Origin of the sequence: Streptomyces sp. NPDC048197, assembly GCF_043202395.1 — a bacterium.
GTDB lineage: Bacteria > Actinomycetota > Actinomycetes > Streptomycetales > Streptomycetaceae > Streptomyces > Streptomyces siderophoricus.
The window spans coordinates 49,668-66,421 of sequence record NZ_JBIDAJ010000040.1 but is presented as its reverse complement, the minus strand read 5'-3'; the positions used below and the strand labels follow the sequence as shown (position 1 = coordinate 66,421).

The following is a 16,754-nucleotide window of genomic DNA, read 5'->3' as shown; positions in this document are numbered from 1 at the left end:
GCGAAGTCGCCGGCGTCCACCAGGGCCACCCGCAGTCCGGCCTGCGCGGCGTGCCAGGCGGTGGAGATGCCCAGGATGCCGCCACCGATCACCAGGAGGTCGTAGGTCGCCTTGGAAAGCTGCTCCCGAGTCTCGGCGCGGCTCGGGTGCGAACCGTTGGCCGGGTGCGTCCCGAGGGCCGGGACGCTCTGCAGGGTGCTCATGTTGTGCTCCTCGTCAGCTCTCGTCGTCGAGCCAGCCCATGGTCCGCTCCACGGCCTTGAGCCAGTTCTTGTACTCGCGGTCACGGGTGGCCGCGTCCATGCGGGGGGTCCATTCGGCGGCCCGGCGCCAGTTGGCGCGCAGTTCGTCGGTGCTGGACCAGAAGCCGACGGCCAGACCGGCCGCGTAGGCAGCGCCGAGGCAGGTGGTCTCGGCGACCATCGGGCGCACCACGGGTGCGTCCAGGAAGTCCGAGATGGTCTGCATCAGCAGGTTGTTGGAGGTCATTCCGCCGTCGACCTTGAGCGCGGTCAGGTCGACGCCGGAGTCCTTGGTCATGGCGTCGGTGATCTCGCGGGTCTGCCAGGCGGTGGCCTCGAGAACGGCGCGGGCGATGTGCGCCTTGGTGACGTAACGGGTCAGGCCCGCGATGACACCGCGCGCGTCGGAGCGCCAGTAGGGGGCGAACAGGCCGGAGAAGGCCGGCACGAAGTAGGCGCCGCCGTTGTCCTCGACCGTGCTGGCCAGGGTCTCGATCTCGGCCGCGCTGTTGATCAGGCCCATCTGGTCGCGCATCCACTGGACGAGCGAACCGGTGACGGCGATCGAGCCCTCCAGGGCGTAGACCGGCTGCTGGTCGCCGATCCGGTAGCCGACGGTGGTCAGCAGCCCGTTGTAGGAGTTGACCGGCTCGTGGCCGGTGTTCATCAGCATGAAGGTGCCGGTGCCGTACGTGGACTTGGCCTCGCCCTGCGCGAAGCAGGTCTGGCCGAAGAGCGCGGCCTGCTGGTCGCCGAGCGCCGAGGCGACCGGGACGCCGGCCAGCACGCCGCCGGCGCTGTGGCCGTAGACCTCGGCGGACGACTTGATCTCCGGCAGCACGGCCGCCGGGATGTCCATCGACGCCAGGATCTTGTCGTCCCACTCCAGGTTGTGGAGGTTCATCAGCATGGTGCGCGAGGCGTTGGTGACGTCGGTGACGTGGTGGCCGCCGTTGACGCCGCCGGTGAGGTTCCAGATGACCCAGGAGTCCATCGTGCCGAAGAGGATCTCGCCGCGCTCGGCGCGCTCGCGCAGGCCCTCGACGTTGTCGAGCAGCCAGCGGATCTTCGGGCCGGCGAAGTAGGAGGCCAGCGGCAGACCGGTCTCCCGGCGGAAGCGGTCCTGGCCGACGTTGCGGCCGAGCTCCTTGCAGAGCGCGTCGGTGCGGGTGTCCTGCCAGACGATGGCGTTGTGGACCGGCTCACCGGTGTTCTTGTCCCAGAGGACGGTGGTCTCGCGCTGGTTGGTGATGCCGATGGCGCGGACGTCGTCGGCGGTGATGCCGGCCTTCTGCACGGCGCCGTCGACGACCTGCTGGACGTTGGTCCAGATCTCGGCGGCGTCGTGCTCGACCCAGCCCGGCTTCGGGAAGATCTGCTCGTGCTCCTTCTGGTCGACCGAGACGATCCGGCCGTCCTTGTCGAAGACGATGCAGCGGCTGGAGGTGGTGCCCTGGTCGATGGCCGCAATGAACGGGCCATGCCCGTGGGAGGAAGCGCCATGCCCGTGGGAGGAAGCGCCGTGGCCGTGGGAGGAGGTGCTGTGGGTGTCGCTCATGGTGTGCTCCAAGAAGTCTGTGCGGGCGGCGGGGCGGTCGGGCGGATCAGGCGAACGCCACCTGGTAGATGCCCCCGGCGAGGGCGCCGCCGATGAGCGGGCCGACGACCGGGATCCAGGCGTAACCCCAGTCTGAACCGCCCTTGTTCGGCAGCGGCAGCAGTGCGTGCACGATGCGCGGACCGAGGTCGCGGACCGGGTTGATGGCGTATCCGGTCGGGCCGCCCAGCGACAGACCGATGCCGACGACCACCAGCGCGACCAGCAGGGTGCCGATGACGCCGACGCCCTTGCCGTTGTCGCTCAGACCGAGCGTGAGGATCGACAGCACGAGCACGGTGGTGGCGATGATCTCGGTGGCGAGGTTCTGCACGGCATTGCGGATCTCCGGGCCGGTGGAGAAGATGCCCAGGACCGGGCCGGCCTTCGGGGCGGCGGCCTGGTCGACCATGCCCTCTTCGCTCGTGTGGTCCGCCAGCACCTCGGGATCGGTCAGATGCGCACGGAACTGTCCGTAGTACACGACCCAGACCAGTACGGCGCCGATCATGGCGCCGAGCATCTCGCCGGCCAGGTACACCGGCACCTGGCTCCAGGCGACGGCGCCCTTGACGGCGAGACCGATCGTGACCGCGGGGTTGAGGTGCGCGCCGGACTTCGCGGCGATGTAGGCACCCGTGAGGACGGCGAAGCCCCACCCGAAGGTGATGGCCACCCATCCGGCGTTGTGCGCCTTGGAGCGCTTGAACGTGACGGCGGCGCAGACGCCGCCGCCCATGAGAAGCAGTACAGCGGTACCGATGGTCTCGCTGAGGAAGATGTCGGAGCTGGACACCGGCGACTCCTTTGTCCTTCGTCCAGGGGAAGGCGAACCCCGGGTCCCTCCGGTGGTTCGCGCCCTCCGAGAGGGCGGTGCTCGGCCCGGCATTGCCCACCATAGCGAATATTGCCGTGTGGTGTTCGACAATGCCGACCGATGCACGGCAGTTTTGTTCAGCGTCAGAACCCCGTCAAGAGGTACTTGGCCAAAAACTTAGGTGAACTTAAAGGGCGAAAGGGTCAAAACCGCCCTGCGCCAAGATCACGGGACACCGCGCGTGCACAATCGCGCACAGCAGCGACGATTTCCGGCCGCAGTTCGCCGTCCCGGCAGACCCGCTCCACCGCCCCCGTGATCCCCACCGCGCCCACCGGCATCCGCCGCCGGTCATGGATCGGCGCGGCCACCGACGCCACGCCGTCCCATGTCTCCTCGACGTCCGCGGCCCAGCCCCGGGCCCGGATCAGGTCCAGCAGCCCCTCGAAGTCGCCGAGACCGGTCACCGTGCGCGGCGTGAACGCCTCCCGGTCCGCCTCCACGACCTCGCTGTGCGCCACCGGGTCGTACGCGCAGAGCACCTTGCCCAGCGCCGTGCTGTGCAGCGGCTGCATCGCCCCCACCTCCAGCACCTGCCGGCTGTCGTCCGGCCGGAAGACGTGGTGCACCACCAGCACCCCCTGCTGGTGCAGGACGCCCAGATAGACCGCCTCGCCACTGGAGCGGGCCAGGTCGTCGGTCCACACCAGGGCGCGGGCGCGCAGCTCGTGCACGTCCAGATAGCTGTTGCCCAGCCGCAGCAGCTCCGCGCCCAGCTGGTAGCGGCCCGAGACCGCGTCCTGCTCGACGAAGCCCTCCTGCTGCAGGGTGCGCAGGATTCCGTGCGCGGTGCCCTTGGCCAGTCCGAGGGAGGAGGAGATGTCCGAGAGGCCCAGCCGCCGCTCACCTCCCGCGAGCAGCCGCAGCATCGCGGCGGCCCGCTCCAACGACTGGATGGTGCGTGCCATCGGGCAACCTCCGAAGTGAGCAGTTCGACAATGCTGAACGATATCGGCCCATGCCGACTGAAGGCAGGGCACCGGGACTACTGGGCGGGTGCACCGGAGTTTGCCAATGATCACGAACGGCCCACCAACGGGGGTGGCGCGGTGCTGTCCACGCCCTGGAACGGGGAACACGTGTACCGGACCGGCAGCTACGCTGGCCGGGTGCGCCCCCTGAAGGGGGGTGCAAAGCCGACAGCCGTCGCAACCACGGGAGCATCTCCATGGCCTCGAACACGCCATCGTCCACCCCTACCGCCCGCATCCAGTCCCTGCGTGAGGCCCTGGCCACGCGGGTGGTGGTCGCCGACGGGGCGATGGGCACCATGCTGCAGGCCCAGGACCCGACCATGGAGGACTTCCAGCAGCTGGAGGGCTGCAACGAGATCCTCAACCTCACCCGGCCCGACATCGTCCGTTCGGTGCACGAGGAGTACTTCGCGGTCGGCGTCGACTGCGTCGAAACCAACACGTTCGGCGCAAACCACGCCGCCCTTTCCGAGTACGACATCCCCGAGCGGGTCCACGAGCTGTCCGAGGCCGGCGCCCGGATCGCCCGCGAGGTCGCCGACGAGTTCACCGCTTCCACCGGACAGCAGCGCTACGTCCTGGGCTCCATGGGCCCCGGCACCAAGCTGCCCACCCTCGGCCACGCCCCCTACGTCACCCTGCGCGACGCCTACCAGCAGAACGCCGAGGGCATGATCGCCGGCGGCGCGGACGCCCTGCTCGTCGAGACCACCCAGGACCTGCTGCAGACCAAGGCCGCCATCCTGGGCGCCCGCCGCGCCCTTACGGCCACCGGCACCGACCTCCCGGTGATCTGCTCGGTCACCGTCGAGACCACCGGCACCATGCTGCTGGGCTCCGAGATCGGCGCCGCGCTGACCGCGCTGGAACCGCTCGGCATCGACATGATCGGCCTGAACTGCGCCACCGGCCCGGCCGAGATGAGCGAGCACCTGCGCTACCTCGCCCGGCACTCCCGCATCCCGCTGTCCTGCATGCCCAACGCGGGCCTGCCGGTCCTCGGCAAGGACGGCGCGCACTACCCGCTGACGCCCCAGGAGCTGGCCGACGCCCAGGAGACCTTCGTCGCCGAGTACGGCCTGTCGCTGGTCGGCGGCTGCTGCGGGACGACGCCCGAGCACCTGCGGCAGGTCGTGGAGCGGGTCCGCGACCTCACCCCGCCCGAGCGCCGGCCGCGCCCCGAGCCGGGCGCCGCGTCCCTCTACCAGACCGTGCCGTTCCGCCAGGACACCTCGTACCTGGCGATCGGCGAGCGGACCAACGCCAACGGCTCGAAGAAGTTCCGCGAGGCGATGCTGGAGGGCCGCTGGGACGACTGCGTGGAGATGGCCCGCGACCAGATCCGCGAGGGCGCCCACATGCTCGACCTGTGCGTGGACTACGTGGGCCGGGACGGCGTCGCCGACATGGAGGAGCTGGCCGGCCGCTTCGCCACCGCCTCCACCCTGCCGATCGTCCTGGACTCCACCGAGGTGCCCGTCATCCAGGCCGGTCTGGAGAAGCTCGGCGGCCGCGCGGTGATCAACTCCGTGAACTATGAGGACGGTGACGGACCGGAGTCCCGGTACGCCAAGGTCACCGCCCTGGCCAAGGAGCACGGCGCCGCGCTGATCGCGCTGACGATCGACGAGGAGGGCCAGGCCCGTACGCCCGAGAAGAAGGTCGAGATCGCCGAGCGGATCATCGACGACCTCACCGGGAACTGGGGCATCCACGAGGCGGACATCCTCATCGACACCCTGACCTTCACCATCTGCACCGGCCAGGAGGAGTCCCGCAAGGACGGCCTCGCCACCATCGAGGCGATCCGGGAGCTGAAGCGGCGCCACCCGGACGTGCAGACCACCCTGGGCCTGTCCAACATCTCCTTCGGTCTGAACCCGGCCGCCCGTATCCTGCTGAACTCCGTCTTCCTGGACGAGTGCGTCAAGGCGGGCCTGGACTCGGCGATCGTGCACGCGTCCAAGATCCTGCCGATCGCGCGCTTCGATGAGGAGCAGGTCACCACCGCCCTGGATCTGATCTACGACCGGCGGTCCGGGGGCTACGACCCGCTGCAGAAGCTCATGCAGCTCTTCGAGGGCGCCACCGCCAAGTCGCTGAAGGCCGGCAAGGCCGAGGAGCTGGCCGCGCTGCCGCTGGAGGAGCGCCTCAAGCGGCGCATCATCGACGGTGAGAAGAACGGCCTGGAGGCCGACCTCGACGCGGCCCTGCAGGACCGCCCCGCCCTGGACATCGTCAACGACACCCTCCTGGACGGCATGAAGGTCGTCGGCGAGCTCTTCGGTTCCGGCCAGATGCAGCTGCCGTTCGTGCTGCAGTCCGCCGAGGTCATGAAGACCGCGGTGGCCTACCTGGAGCCGCACATGGAGAAGTCCGACGACGAGGGCAAGGGCACCATTGTCCTGGCCACCGTCCGCGGCGACGTCCACGACATCGGCAAGAACCTCGTCGACATCATCCTGTCCAACAACGGCTACAACGTCGTCAACCTCGGCATCAAGCAGCCGGTCTCGGCGATCCTGGAGGCCGCCGAGGAACACCGGGCCGACGTCATCGGCATGTCCGGGCTCCTGGTCAAGTCCACGGTGATCATGAAGGAGAACCTGGAGGAGCTCAACCAGCGCAAGATGGCGGCCGATTACCCCGTCATCCTCGGCGGCGCCGCCCTCACCCGCGCCTACGTCGAGCAGGACCTGCACGAGATCTACGAGGGCGAGGTCCGCTACGCCCGCGACGCGTTCGAGGGCCTGCGGCTGATGGACGCCCTGATCGCCGTCAAGCGCGGGGTGCCCGGCGCGGCCCTCCCCGAGCTCAAGCAGCGCCGGGTCCCCAAGCGGGACACCGCGGCGCTGGAGGTCGAGGAGCCCGAGGGCGCGGTGCGCTCCGACGTCGCCACCGACAACCCGGTCCCCGCCCCGCCGTTCTGGGGCACCCGGGTCGTCAAGGGCATCCAGCTCGCCGACTACGCCTCCTGGCTGGACGAGGGCGCCCTCTTCAAGGGCCAGTGGGGCCTCAAGCAGGCCCGCACCGGCGAGGGCCCGACGTACGAGGAGCTGGTGGAGACCGAGGGCCGCCCCCGGCTGCGCGGCTGGCTCGACAAGCTGCAGACCGAGAACCTCCTGGAGGCCGCGGTCGTCCACGGCTACTTCCCCTGCGTCTCCAAGGGCGAGGACCTGATCCTGCTCCACGAGGACGGCACCGAGCGCACCCGCTTCACCTTCCCGCGCCAGCGCCGCGGCCGCCGGCTGTGCCTGGCGGACTACTTCCGCCCGGAGGAGTCCGGCGAGACCGACGTCGTCGGCCTCCAGGTCGTCACCGTCGGCTCGAAGATCGGTGCCGCCACCGCCGAGCTCTTCGAGGCCAACTCCTACCGCGACTACCTCGAACTGCACGGCCTGTCCGTCCAGTTGGCCGAGGCGCTGGCCGAGTACTGGCACGCCCGGGTCCGCGCCGAGCTGGGCTTCGGCGGCGAGGACCCGGACAACGTCGAGGACATGTTCGCGCTCAAGTACCGCGGCGCCCGCTTCTCGCTGGGCTACGGCGCCTGCCCCGACCTGGAGGACCGCGCCAAGATCGCCGACCTGCTGCAGCCCGAGCGGATCGGGGTCCAGCTCTCCGAGGAGTTCCAGCTGCACCCGGAGCAGTCCACCGACGCCATCGTCATCCACCACCCGGAGGCGAAGTACTTCAACGCCAGGTGACGCCCGTACCGCCGGGCCCGCCCGGCGTGACGCAGCGTGAGCGGCCGGGGCCGTCCGGAGTCGTACCGGGCGGCCCCGGCCGCTGCCGTCCGGTCGCCGGCACGCATTCCGGCGCACACCGTCGTACACTTATCGATCCGGTAGTGGCCGGTCGTATCCCCCAGCCGGGGATGGCGACCGGCCTTTTCGTCCCTTGTGGGACGCGTAACGGAGGTGGATGGATGACCAGCAGCATCCCCGCAGTCGGCACCCGGACGGGCGGCGCCGGGACCCTCCAGGCCGTCTTCCTCGACCTCGACGGCACCCTCGTCGACACGGAGGGGTTCTGGTGGGAGGCCGAGGCGCAGGTGTTCGCCGAGCTCGGCCACGTCCTCGACGACGCGCACCGCGAGGTGGTCGTCGGCGGGCCGATGACCCGCAGCGCCGGGTATCTGATTCAGGCCACCGGCGCCGACATCGGCCTGACCGAGCTCAGCGTGCTGCTCAACGCCGCCTTCCTGGACCGGATTGCCCGCGGCGTCCCGCTGATGCCGGGCGCCCACCGGCTGCTGGCCGAGCTGGCCGCCCACGAGGTGCCCGCCGCGCTGGTCTCCGCCTCGCACCGCACCATCGTCGACCGGATGCTGCAGTCCCTCGGGCCGGAACACTTCCGGCTGACCCTGGCCGGCGACGACCTGCCCCGCACCAAGCCGCACCCGGACCCGTACGTCACGGCCGCCGCGCGGCTCGGGGTGGACCCGGCACGCTGCGTGGTCATCGAGGACACCCTGACCGGGGTGCGGGCGGGCGAGGCGGCCGGCTGCCCGGTCGTCGCGGTCCCCTCGGTGACCCCGATCCCGGCCGCCCCGGGCCGCAGCCTCGTCCGCTCGCTGGAAGAAGTCGATCTCGCATTTCTCCGGTCGCTCATCACGGAAAGCCGCGGCGCCGTGCACTGAGCGTGTCCCGCCAAATCCCCGGAAGAACTCAGGGCAGCGGTCCGCTCATTTTCCGTGACGAAAGGACCGGGGGCATCCTGACTGAATTGATACATCGCCGCAGAGCCGTGAATGCGTGACGTTTCTCACGTGCCGTGGCATCGACAGCGGGCCCGGCAGGTGTTCCACGGGTCCCGTTCGGAGGTTTCTACGGGGGTAAGTGTCCGGATTGGTGGAGCAACGCGCGGATCGTTCCACCGTCCGGATATCGATCATCCCGCCGACGTTATCCGGGACCCTTATCCGTTCAACTCCTTTGTGTCCCGGCGCGGCTGGCCGTTCCTACTAATGTCGACGCGAGCAACACCTCTGCGCTGATAAGGAACCTGCCGACGATGAATCGCAAGACCCTGGTGCTGCCGGCGCTGGCCGGTCTCCTTGCCCCCGTACTCGCGGCCTGTGGAAGCACGGACGGTGCGGGCGATGGCGGCGATCCGATCGTGGTGGGCGTCGCCGCCCAGATCGAGGCGACGAAGGCCGCGCCGGCCCCGCTCGACCCGGCGCAGGCCTACGACGTCGACGCGTGGAACGTGCTGCGCAGCACCCTGCAGACGCTGATGCGGCTGCCCCGGTCCGGCACCACGCCGGTGCCCGACGCGGCCGAGTCCTGCGGGTTCCGCGACACCCAGAACGAGCAGTACCGCTGCACCCTGCGCAGTGGCCTGAAGTTTTCGAACGGTCATGCCCTGACGGCCGAGGACGTCAAGTTCTCCATCGACCGCATGCGGACCATCAACAACAGCAACGGCCCGGTGGCGCTGCTCGACGACATCGACACCGTCGAGACGCCGGACGCCAAGACCGTGGTCTTCCACCTCTCCAAGCCGGACGCCACCTTCTCGGAGAAGCTCGCCACCCCGGCCGCGGCCATCGTCGACAGCCAGGTGTACCCCAAGAACCGCCTGTACGACGGCTTCGACGTGGTCGGCTCCGGCCCGTACACCGTCAAGGCCGAGCACAGCGGCAGCCACATCACCAAGGCCGTCTTCACCAAGAACCCCGACTACAAGGGCGGGATGAGCGTGAAGAACGACAAGGTGGAGATGCGGTTCTTCGCCGATTCGGCGACCACGGAGAAGGCGCTGCGCAAGGGCGACGTCGACGTGATGAACCGCGGCCTGGCGTCCGACCAGATCCGCGGTCTGGAGAACGCCCGCGCCCAGCACATCGCCCTCCAGGAGATGCCGGGCCAGGAGATCCGCTACCTGGCCTTCAACACCAAGGCCCCGGTCGTCTCCAACAAGGCCGTGCGCCAGGCGATGGCACAGATCGTCAACCGCTCCGAGCTGGTGCGCGACGTCTACTCCTACACCAGTGACCCGCTCTACTCGATGGTGCCCACCGGCCTCACCGGTCACATCAACTCGTTCTTCACCAAGTACGGGAACCCCGGCGCCGCCGCCGCCCGGAAGACGCTGCAGCAGGCGAACATCACCACCCCGGTGAAGTTCACCCTCGCCTACACCACGAACCACTACGGTCCCAGCACCGGCAAGGAAGTCCGGGCGCTGCAGAAGCAGCTCAACGACACCAAGCTGTTCGACGTCAGCCTCAAGGGCATCGACAGCTGGCAGCAGTACCGCACCAACTCCCTGGCCGGCAAGTACACCGTCTACCACATGGGTTGGTTCGCCGACATTCCGGACGCCGACAACTACATCGCGCCGTTCATCGGCAAGCGGAACTTCCTAGGCATCCCGTACCGCAACCCCAAGATCGAGTCGCAGCTGATCCCGGCCAGCCGCCAGGAGACCGACCGCAACGCCGCGGGCGCCGAATTCAAGCAGGCCCAGGACATCATCTCCGACGACGTCCCGCTGCTCCCGCTGTGGCAGGGCAAGCAGTACGTCGCCGCCCGCGACGACATCACCGGCATCGGCTGGGCCCTCAACTCCGCCTCCGGCCTCCAGATCTGGGAGCTCGGCCGGGGCGTCGCCGACTGACCCCTCGCCGCATCCGCCCGGATGCGGCACACCCGCCGCGGTGTCCCCGCCGCGGCCCGACAGGCACCACCCAGAACGTGAGGACCTTTAGTGAGGAAGCGTGACCCGCGGCTGGCCGCCCCGATCCGAGCGGGGCTGGCGACAGCCCTGCTCGCGCTCGCCGGGTGCGGCACCGACGACTCGGCGGCGGCCGGCCACGGCGAGCCGGTCGTCATGGGAATGACGGACAAGGTCGTGGCCACCGACCCGGCAGCCGGCTACGACCCGGGTTCCTGGCTGCTGTTCAACAACGTCTTCCAGTCCCTGCTGAGCTTCCCCAAGGGCGGCAACACCCCCGAGCCGGAGGCCGCCCAGCGCTGCGGCTTCACCGACGCGGACAGCAAGGTCTACCGCTGCACCCTGAAGGACGGTCTCCACTTCAGCAACGGTGACCCGCTGACCTCGAAGGACGTCAAGTTCTCCTTCGACCGCACCCAGCGGATCAAGGACAAGAACGGGCCGGCCGTGATGTTCGCGGCCCTCGACAAGGTCGAGACGCCGGACGCCAAGACCGTGGTCTTCCACCTCAAGACGCCCGACGCCACCTTCCCCATGAAGATCGCCTCGGGCGCCGGCTCCATCGTCGACCACACCGCCTACCCGGCCGACCGGCTGCGCACCGACGGCAAGGCCACCGGCTCCGGCGTCTACACCCTCAAGTCGTACGGCAAGGACCGGGCAGTCTTCGCCGTCAACGGCTCCTACAAGGGCCCCGCCAAGGTCAAGAACTCCGGGATGACCGTGAAGTTCTTCGACGAGCCGGGCAAGCTCAAGAAGGCCGTCGAGAGCGGCGACGTCGACCTCGCCTACCGCGGCCTGGCCATGAAGGACATCGCCCACCTGGACAACGCCTCCCTGAACCAGCAGCACGGCACGCAGGTCATCGAGGGCGGCAGCGCCGAGGCCATGTACATGGTCTTCAACATGAAGGACCCGGTCGCCAAGCAGGCCGGCGTCCGCAAGGCGATCGCCTACCTCCTGGACCGCTCCACCCTCGTCCGGGACGTCTACCAGCGCACCGCCGAACCGCTCTACTCGGTCGTCCCGGCCGGCATCACCGGCCACAGCACCTCCTTCTTCAACACCTACGGCGACCGCCCGCAGCCCGACAAGGCCAAGGCCGCACTGCGCGCCTCCGGCCTGTCCGGCAAGGTCGCGCTGACCCTGTGGGCGACCCCCGACCGGTTCGGCCCCGGCACCGTCCCGGCCTTCCAGGAGATCGCCCAACAGCTCAACGCCAGCGGCCTGTTCGACGCCAAGGTGCGCTCGGTACCCACCGACGAGTACGAAAAGGGCGTCGCCGACGGCCGGTTCGGTGTCTACGTCAAGGGCTGGATCCCCGACTACCCGGACCCCGACAACTTCACCCAGCCGTTCTTCGGCAAGGACAGCGTGCTGTTCAACCACTACAACTCGCCCGCCATCACCGGCCGGCTGCTGCCCAAGACGGCCGACGAGCAGAACCGTGCCGCCACCAAGACGGCGTTCCGCGAACTGCAGGACATCGTCGCCCGTGACGTGCCGATCATCCCGATCTGGCAGGGCAAGCAGTACGCGGTGGCCCGGAACGGCGTCACCGGCCTGGAATGGACCCTGGACTCCTCGACCGTCTTCCGGTTCTGGGAGATCAGCAAGGCGACCGACGCCTGACGGACGCCCTGACGAGGCCCCGACGAGCCACTGACGGACGCACCGCACGACAGCGGGGCCGGTCCCGGGAGGATTTCCCTCCCCGGACCGGCCCCGCCGCCGTACCCGCCCTCACGAGCGCCGTAACAGCCCCGTGGGCCCTCCGGGCCCGGCTACTGCGCTCCCGGGCGCACCAGGCCGCTCTCGTACGCGTACACCGCCGCCTGCACCCGGTCGCGCAGCCCCAGCTTCGTCAGCACATGGCCCACATGGGTCTTGACCGTCGTCTCGCTGACGAACAGGTCCGCCGCGATCTCCGCGTTCGACAACCCGCGGGCCACCAGCTTGAGGACCTCCACCTCCCGGTCGGTGAGGGTGTGCAGGGTGTCCGGCACCGGCTCCTCACCCGACGGCAGATGCCCGGCGTACTTGTCCAGCAGCCGGCGGGTGATGCTCGGCGCCAGCATCGCCTCGCCCGCCGCCACCACCCGGATCGCCTGCACCAGTTCGTTCGCCGGCGCGTCCTTCAGCAGGAACCCGCTGGCCCCCGCCCGCAGCGCCTCGACGACGTACTCGTCGAGGTCGAAGGTCGTCAGCACCAGCACCTTCGCCGGCCCGTCCTTCGCCGGACCGGTGATCTGCCGGGTCGCCTCGACCCCGTCCATCCGGGGCATCCGGATGTCCATCAGCACCACATCGGGCTGCAGCGCGCGCACCTGCTCCAGCGCCTGCAGACCGTCACCGGCCTCACCGACGACGGCCAGGTCCTGCTCCGCCTCCAGAATCATCCGGAATCCCGTACGCAGCAGGGGCTGGTCGTCGACCAGCAGGACGCGGATGGCCACGAGCTCTCCTTCGTTAGATCGGCCCCATTCTGCCCTGCGGCGCCCCGCCGCCGTCCCCCGGGCGCACGGGCAGCGACCGTGCTTCCGGTGGGCCCACCTCCGGGCCCCCGGCCGAAGGCCCGTCAGTCACCCGCACGGGCAACCGGCAGCGGGTAGACCGGGGGAGTACCGCCGAATTCCGGACAGTGCGCCCGGTGGTCGCACCAGCCGCACAGCTTCGTCGGCCGCGGCCGCCAGTCGCCCGTCTCCGTCGCCAGCCGGATCGCCTCCCACAGCGCCAGCAACTTCCGCTCCACCGTCCGCAGATCGGCCTCACCCGGGTCGTACGTCCGCACCTCGCCGCTGCCCAGATAGACCAGCTGCAGCCGCCGCGGCACCACACCCCGCAGCCGCCAGATCACCAGCGCGTAGAACTTCATCTGGAACAACGCGCCCTCGGCGAACTCCGGCCGCGGCGCCTTCCCCGTCTTGTAGTCGACGATCCGCACCTCGCCCGTCGGCGCGACGTCCACCCGGTCGATGAAGCCCCGCAACCGCAGCCCCGACGCGAGCTCCGTCTCGACGTACAGCTCACGGTCGGCCGGCTCCAGCCGCTGCGGATCCTCCAGCGAGAACCACCGCTCCACCAGCGCCTCGGCCTCCGCCAGCCACGCCGCCAGCCGCTCACCCCCGGGATCGTCCGCGAACAGCTCCGCCAGCTCCGGCCGCTTGGCCAGCAGCCGCTCCCACTCGCCCGGCACCATGGCGCGGGCCCCCGCCGCCGTACGCGCCGCCGCCGGGGCGTCGAAGAGCCGCTCCAGCACCGCATGGACGACCGTGCCCCGGGTCGCCGCCGGGCTCGGCTTCTCCGGCAGCCGGTCGATCACCCGGAAGCGGTAGAGCAACGGGCACTGCATGAAATCGCTCGCCCGCGACGGCGACAGCGCCACCGGCGGCCGCGCCGGCTCCCCGCCCCGCTCCCCGGCGGTCCCCGCGCCGGACCCCTCCTGGGCGTCCTGCACACCCTGTGTGCCCGCGCCGTCCTGCTCCGTGCTCCATCCCATGGCACAAAACCCTACGGCCCGCCACTGACAGGCGCGGACGGCCCTGCGCCGGAGGCGCCCCGCAGCCGACCGGCGCACGCCACTCCGCATACCATCGACGCCGGACCCCTGCGCCCTGCATGATCGGGATATCAGGCCGAGCAGGGGCGAATGCCGTATTCGATGAGGGGACACTGTGGACGAGAGCGGGAAGCCGCAGGACCCCGAGGAGTCCGTGCGGCCCCAGCCGCCCGAGCCGCCCAAGGACACCAAGGACACGGACACCAGCGACACCGAGGGCCCCAAGGACACCGAGGCCCCCAAGGCGCCGCCACCGGGCGGGAAGGGCAGCGGCGGCGGCATCCTGATGGGCCGTCCCTTCGGCGTGCCCGTCTACGTGGCCCCGAGCTGGTTCCTGGTCGCCGCCCTGATCACCTGGGTCTTCGGCGGGCAACTGGAGCGCGTGCTGCCCGAGCTCGGCGCCGCCCGCTACCTCGTCTCGCTCTTCTTCGCCGTCGCCTTCTACGCCTCGGTCCTCGTCCACGAGCTGGCCCACACCGTCGCCGCGCTCCGCTTCAAGCTCCCCGTCCGCCGCATCCAGCTCCAGTTCTTCGGCGGTGTCTCGGAGATCGAGAAGGAGAGCGAGAGCCCCGGCCGGGAATTCGTCCTCGCCTTCGTCGGCCCGCTGCTCTCCCTCGTCCTCGCCGCCGTCTTCTACGTAGGGATGCAGCTGGTCGAACCAGGCACGGTCCCCGGCGTCCTGCTCGCCGGCCTGATGATCTCCAACCTCATCGTCGCGATCTTCAACCTGCTGCCCGGCCTCCCGCTGGACGGCGGCCGGATGCTCCGCGCCGTCGTCTGGAAGATCACCGGCAAACCGATGACCGGCACCATCGCCGCCGCCTGGGTCGGTCGCGCCCTCGCCGTCACCGTCCTCATCGGCCTGCCGCTGCTCACCCACACCGGCGCCCTCGGCAACGCCCGCCCCGAGATCGGCGACGCCGACTCCCTCACCGACGCCCTGCTCGCCGCGATCCTCGCCGCCATCATCTGGACCGGCGCCGGCAACAGTCTGCGGATGGCCCGGCTCCGCGAACGCCTCCCCGACCTCACCGCCCGCACCCTCACCCGGCGCGCAGTGCCCGTCGAGACCGCCACCCCGCTCTCCGAGGCCCTGCGCCGCGCCAACGACGCGGGAGCCCGCGCCCTGGTAGTCGTCGACCCCCAGGGACGGCCCACCGCCCTGGTCCGCGAGGCCGCCATCGTCGGCGTCCCCGACCACCGCCGCCCCTGGGTACCCGTCGGCACCCTCGCCCAGGACCTCAAGGACGGCATGCGGGTCTCCGCCGAGCTCGCCGGCGAGGACCTGCTGGAATACCTCCGCGCCACCCCCGCCACCGAATACCTCGTCGTCGAGCGGACCGGCGAGATCTACGGCGTCCTCTCCACCGCCGACGTCGAACGCGCCTTCGTCTCGGCGATGGCCCGCCCCAACTAGACTCCGCCCACTCCCGCGCCGCGGCCGGCGCCGCAGCCCCCGCTCACCCGCCCCTGCTCACTCGCCCGTGGTCAGTGGCGGCCCCACGGCCCGGTAGGCTGGTCACATGTCCGAACCGACCGGTGCCGCCCGCCGTCGCGGGCCCTTCAAGGTCGGGGACCAGGTCCAGCTCACCGACCCCAAGGGACGCCACTACACCTTCACGCTCGAAGAGGGAAAGAGCTTCCACACCCACAAGGGAGCCTTCCCCCACGACGAGCTGATCGGTGCTCCCGAGGGCAGCGTTGTCCGTACCACCGGGAACGTCGCCTACCTCGCGCTGCGCCCGCTGCTCCCCGACTACGTCCTGTCCATGCCCCGCGGCGCCGCCGTGGTCTACCCCAAGGACGCGGGGCAGATCCTGGCGATGGCCGACATCTTCCCCGGCGCGCGCGTCGTCGAGGCGGGCGTGGGCTCCGGCTCGCTCAGCAGCTTCCTGCTGCGCGCCATCGGCGACGACGGCATGCTGCACTCCTACGAGCGCCGCGCCGACTTCGCCGAGATCGCCACGCAGAACGTCGAGCGCTACTTCGGCGGCCCGCACCCGGCATGGACGCTCACCGTCGGTGACCTCCAGGACAACCTCTCCGACACCGACGTCGACCGCGTCATCCTGGACATGCTCGCCCCCTGGGAGTGCCTGGAGGCCGTCTCCAAGGCCCTGGTTCCCGGCGGCATCCTCTGCGCCTACGTCGCGACCACCACCCAGCTGGCCCGCACCGTCGAGGCGATCCGCGAGCACGGCACCTTCAACGAGCCGTCGGCCTGGGAAACCATGGTCCGCACCTGGCACGTCGAGGGCCTCGCGGTCCGTCCCGACCACCGCATGATCGGCCACACCGGCTTCCTGCTCACCGCCCGCCGCCTCGCCGACGGCGTCGAGCCCCCGCTCCGCCGCCGCCGCCCGGCCAAGGGCGCGTACGGCGAGGACTACACCGGCCCCGGCGGCCGCGAGAAGGCAGCCGGCAAGGACAAGGGCACGGCCACCACGGTCGACCCCACCGACGGCGCCTGACCCCCTCCACACACCGTCACCGGCCGCCCGCAACCGGCCACCGAACCCCTGGGCGCCGCCGCCGAGTTCCTCCCCGGAACCCGCCGGCGGCGCCTTCCGTTCCCCACCCGCAGCAGCCGCCGCCCGCGCCCCCAGAAACCGCTGACGCCACCTTCCGCACCCGGCCACCCAAACCCTCCGCGCACCCTCCCCCGACCGCCCCTCAGCCGCCTCCGTCCCGACCCCACAGAACCGGCCGACGGCACCCACGGTTCCCAGCCCCGGTACCCCCACTTCCCAGCCGTGGCGCCTCCAGTTCCCGGCCGTGGCGCCTCCAGTTCCCGGCCATGGCGCCCCTGGTTTCCCGGCCACGGGCC

12 protein-coding genes are annotated in these 16,754 nt (G+C 70.4%); 6 read left to right on the top strand and 6 right to left on the bottom strand.

What is annotated here, in order from left to right; translation table 11 throughout:
* The 4 genes from ACGF4C_RS33890 to ACGF4C_RS33875 all read right to left on the bottom strand — a co-directional run.
* A partial coding sequence (locus ACGF4C_RS33890; RefSeq protein ID WP_393571598.1) for an FAD-dependent oxidoreductase occupies nt 1–203 on the bottom strand: 203 nt, incomplete at its 3' end.
* Between the two features lie 13 nt (nt 204–216).
* Nucleotides 217–1,800: a glycerol kinase GlpK gene (gene glpK / locus ACGF4C_RS33885; RefSeq protein ID WP_393571596.1), complete on the bottom strand. Its 1,584-nt coding sequence runs from the start codon at nt 1,798–1,800 to the stop codon at nt 217–219.
* Nucleotides 1,801–1,846: 46 nt separating this feature from the next.
* Nucleotides 1,847–2,635, bottom strand: a complete 789-nt coding sequence (locus ACGF4C_RS33880) for an MIP/aquaporin family protein (protein WP_393571594.1) — start codon at nt 2,633–2,635, stop codon at nt 1,847–1,849.
* A gap of 224 nt (nt 2,636–2,859) precedes the next feature.
* Complete coding sequence (locus ACGF4C_RS33875) at nt 2,860–3,624, bottom strand: IclR family transcriptional regulator (protein WP_030414718.1); 765 nt, start codon at nt 3,622–3,624, stop codon at nt 2,860–2,862.
* A 260-nt stretch (nt 3,625–3,884) separates the two neighbouring features.
* Between ACGF4C_RS33875 and metH the strand changes: the two genes are divergently transcribed.
* From metH to ACGF4C_RS33855, 4 genes are all read left to right on the top strand, one after another.
* Nucleotides 3,885–7,394, top strand: coding sequence for a methionine synthase (metH, locus tag ACGF4C_RS33870; protein WP_393571591.1), 3,510 nt, complete (start codon nt 3,885–3,887; stop codon nt 7,392–7,394).
* A 221-nt stretch (nt 7,395–7,615) separates the two neighbouring features.
* Nucleotides 7,616–8,329, top strand: coding sequence for an HAD family hydrolase (locus tag ACGF4C_RS33865; RefSeq protein ID WP_393571589.1), 714 nt, complete (start codon nt 7,616–7,618; stop codon nt 8,327–8,329).
* A 374-nt stretch (nt 8,330–8,703) separates the two neighbouring features.
* On the top strand, nt 8,704–10,311 hold the full coding sequence (locus ACGF4C_RS33860) for an ABC transporter substrate-binding protein (protein WP_393571587.1): 1,608 nt from the start codon (nt 8,704–8,706) through the stop codon (nt 10,309–10,311).
* 90 nt (nt 10,312–10,401) lie between these two features.
* Entirely contained in the window at nt 10,402–12,000 is a 1,599-nt protein-coding gene (locus ACGF4C_RS33855) for an ABC transporter substrate-binding protein (protein ID WP_393571585.1), read from the top strand.
* A 152-nt stretch (nt 12,001–12,152) separates the two neighbouring features.
* On the opposite strand, the gene ACGF4C_RS33850 is transcribed toward ACGF4C_RS33855, so the two are convergent.
* Nucleotides 12,153–12,824 carry a response regulator transcription factor gene (locus ACGF4C_RS33850; RefSeq protein ID WP_030801847.1) on the bottom strand — a complete coding sequence of 224 codons (672 nt, stop codon included), beginning with the start codon at nt 12,822–12,824 and terminating at the stop codon, nt 12,153–12,155.
* 122 nt (nt 12,825–12,946) lie between these two features.
* Nucleotides 12,947–13,867 (bottom strand): RecB family exonuclease, encoded by a 921-nt coding sequence (locus ACGF4C_RS33845; RefSeq protein ID WP_393571582.1) that lies wholly within the window; start codon nt 13,865–13,867, stop codon nt 12,947–12,949.
* Between the two features lie 175 nt (nt 13,868–14,042).
* Between ACGF4C_RS33845 and ACGF4C_RS33840 the strand changes: the two genes are divergently transcribed.
* Entirely contained in the window at nt 14,043–15,344 is a 1,302-nt protein-coding gene (locus ACGF4C_RS33840) for a site-2 protease family protein (RefSeq protein ID WP_393571580.1), read from the top strand.
* Between the two features lie 106 nt (nt 15,345–15,450).
* Nucleotides 15,451–16,398, top strand: a complete 948-nt coding sequence (locus tag ACGF4C_RS33835) for a tRNA (adenine-N1)-methyltransferase (protein ID WP_351532370.1) — start codon at nt 15,451–15,453, stop codon at nt 16,396–16,398.
* Nucleotides 16,399–16,754 lie beyond the last annotated feature (356 nt).